The organism is Streptomyces sp. LS1784 (assembly GCF_020103755.1).
Lineage (GTDB): Bacteria > Actinomycetota > Actinomycetes > Streptomycetales > Streptomycetaceae > Kitasatospora.
The window spans coordinates 1-2,661 of sequence record NZ_JAHSQD010000833.1; the positions used below are offsets into that span (position 1 = coordinate 1).

The window sequence follows — 2,661 nt, forward strand, 5'->3', positions numbered from 1 at the left end:
GTGCGGGCGCGGCGGCCAGCACGGCGGCGGTGAGGCCGACGGTCAGCCCGGCCGCGAGCCCGGCCACCCGCCGCCGGCGCCTGGCTCGGTCGACGCGGGCGAGGACGCGTTCCATCCGGTCATCCGGCGAGGTCAGGGCCGGGACGGCCTGGTGGAGCAGGATCCGCAGCTCCTCCTCGTCCTGCCCGTCGTCGGTCGGTCCGTGCGGGCCGAACAGGTCAGTTCCACTCATGAGGTCCCCCGTCCAGCAGGAGTTCGCGAGCCGGCAGCCGGCCCCGCAGAGCGGCGAGCGCCCGGTGCGTCTGGCTCTTGACGGTGCCCGTGCTGCAGCGCAGCACTTCGGCGGTCTCCTCGACGCCGAGGTCCTCGAAGAAGCGGAGCACCACCACGGCCCGCTGGCGCGGCGGCAGCGACCGCACGGCCTCGGCGACCACCTGGCCGAGCACCACCCCGTCGAACGGGTCGGTGCCCGTCGGCGGCTCCGGCAGCTCGCCGTGCGGCAGTTCCCCGGTCCACCGGCGCCGCCACCAGGAGATGTGGCAGTTCACCAGGACCTTCCGCAGGTACGCTTCGGGCCGGTTGGGGGCGATGCGCCTCCACTGGGGCCAGACCTTGGCGAGCGCCGTCTGCAGCAGGTCCTCGGCCTGGTGCGGGTCGCCGGTCAGCAGCCAGGCCACCCGCAGGAGCTTCGGCCCGCAGGCGGCGACGAACTCCTCGAAGTCCGGCGGTATCGCGTTCGTCATCCTGCCGTCCCCGCCATGGTGCCCGTGCCGTTCCCGTCTGCCGTGGCGGCCGCCCGGGCCGCTGTCTCGTTCTTCCTCTCACGGCACCTCGACGCGGTGGGAGGCGGTTCGGGTTGCCCGCCGCAGCGGGGATGCGCCGACCGTGCCGCCGAACGCCCGCTTCCGGGCTCCGCACCGGCCCTTTGCCCGTCCGTGCCGCGGATCTGGACAGCGGTGCGGGAGTCGTCCAGTCTTCACCACCATGACGTCCCCCCAGCACTCTCCCGCTGCCGCGCGCACCGCGCTCTTCGAGGCGGTCGCCGCGGTCGGCGACGAGGCCGTCGCCCTGCTCGCCGGCTGCCGCGGCGACACCCGGATTCCCGGCTCCGCGTGGACGGTCGCCGAGGCGGCCGCCCACCTGGCGATGGCCAACGAGCTGATGGCCGCACTGGCCGCCGGCGAGGAACGGCCGTACGGGGACGGCACCCCGGCGTCGCTGGCCGCGGCGAACGCGGCCTCGCTGGCCGAGCGGCCCGAGCGGGACCCGGCCGTGCTCGCGGAGGAGATCGCCCGGCAGGCACGGGAGTTCGCGGCGGCGGCCGGCCCGCGCGCGGGCACCGAGCCGGTGCTGACCCCGCTCGGCCGGATGGACCTGAACACCCTCGGCGCCTACCTGCTGACCCACATGCTGGGCCACCTCTACGACATCGCCGTCGCCCTCGGCCGGCCGCACCCGATCGACCGGCAGCGTGTCGAACTGACGATGCCGTTCCTGCGAACGGCCATGCCACGGGTGACGGACGCGCGGACCGCGGCCGGCCACAGCGCCTGCTACCGGCTGCGGGTCCGAGGCGTGGGCGGGTTCGCGGTGACCTTCACGGACGGTGCCGCCGTGGTGAGCCAGGAGCCGCCGCGCCGCCCGGACTGCACGATCCTCGTCGAGCCGGTGACGTTCCTCCTCCTCGCGCTGGGCCGCTGCACCGCCACCGGCGCCCTCGTCCGCGGCAGGGTGCTCGCCTGGGGCCGCCGACCGTGGTTGGCCCCGGCCTTCCCCGGGCTGTTCACCGCCCCCTGAGCCCCGCAAGGATGGTCGGCCGGCTCACGGGAATGCCCGCCACGTCGGTGCTGGAACATCTGCCGCACCCTCATTGTCCGCTCCGGATCACACATGATCCAAACCAGACGGAATTCCGGCGGAAGTTGATGTCTCCTGCGCCACGTCACCCATGCCGACGCCACCGAACCCGAACGGGACCTGCTGCGCCGCGGCATCGAACACGTCCGCGTCACCGCCCGGGGAGAGGCACTCTGATGCGCCTGCACACCATGACCGTCACCGCGTTCGGACCGTTCGCCCGTACCACCCAGCTGCACATCCGCAAGGAACGCAACGGTTCAACCGTCCACTCCGTGCCGGCCGACGCCTAGGCCGGACACCATCAGGTCGGCCGGCAGCGCCAGCTGAGGCGTGTGCCGTCAGGCGGGCCCCGGCGGCCGTCCCGTCCTCAAAGCCGGTCGTAGACGGCGGACAGCCGCTGCAGTACCTCGGTGGCCCGGTCGAGGGCGTCGTCGTCGTAGTCGCCCAGGTCGGTGTGCAGGGCTTCGGCCAGTGCCTGCCGGCGCTGGTCGTGCCGGGCCCGGCCGGTGTCGGTGAGGGTGACCAGGACGGAGCGCTTGTCCTCGGGCTGGCGGGTGCGGGTGACGTAGCCGGCCGCGACCAGGCCGTTGACCAGTTGGGTGGTGGCGGCGCCGGTGGTCTCGGTGCCGGAGGCGAGCTGACTGATGGTGAGGGGGCCCTGTTCGGCCAGGGTGCGCAGGGCCCGGGCATGGGTGAGGGAGAGGGCGCCCGGGGTGCGGGTGGCGCGTCCGCGCAGCCGGGCGTCGGCGGCGCTGAGGCGGTAGGCGGCGCGGGCCAGGCGGTCGAGCGCCCGGGCGCGGT

3 protein-coding genes and 1 pseudogene are annotated in these 2,661 nt (G+C 74.5%); 1 reads left to right on the plus strand and 3 read right to left on the minus strand.

The window, feature by feature from the left end:
• Together KS423_RS43080 and KS423_RS43085 are read right to left on the minus strand one after the other, a co-directional pair.
• A pseudogene (locus tag KS423_RS43080) lies at positions 1–232 on the minus strand (hypothetical protein); the annotation flags it as partial.
• Positions 219–743 (minus strand): SigE family RNA polymerase sigma factor, encoded by a 525-nt coding sequence (locus KS423_RS43085; protein ID WP_224285148.1) that lies wholly within the window; start codon positions 741–743, stop codon positions 219–221. The gene KS423_RS43085 and the pseudogene KS423_RS43080, both read right to left, overlap by 14 nt.
• A 241-nt stretch (positions 744–984) precedes the next feature.
• On the opposite strand from KS423_RS43085, the gene KS423_RS43090 reads away from it, so the two are divergent.
• The gene (locus KS423_RS43090; RefSeq protein WP_224285149.1) at positions 985–1,797 is read left to right on the plus strand and encodes a maleylpyruvate isomerase family mycothiol-dependent enzyme; all 813 of its coding nucleotides are present in this window, start codon (positions 985–987) and stop codon (positions 1,795–1,797) included.
• A gap of 430 nt (positions 1,798–2,227) precedes the next feature.
• Here the strand turns inward: KS423_RS43090 and KS423_RS47750 are convergent.
• Positions 2,228–2,661 (minus strand): MarR family transcriptional regulator (locus KS423_RS47750; RefSeq protein WP_263455827.1); only part of this gene is annotated, 434 nt, incomplete at its 5' end.

Coding starts and splice junctions, on each gene's coding strand:
- KS423_RS43085 (WP_224285148.1), bottom strand. CDS start 743: ATGACGAACGCGATACCGCCGGACTTCGAGGAGTTCGTCGCCGCCTGC.
- KS423_RS43090 (WP_224285149.1), top strand. CDS start 985: ATGACGTCCCCCCAGCACTCTCCCGCTGCCGCGCGCACCGCGCTCTTC.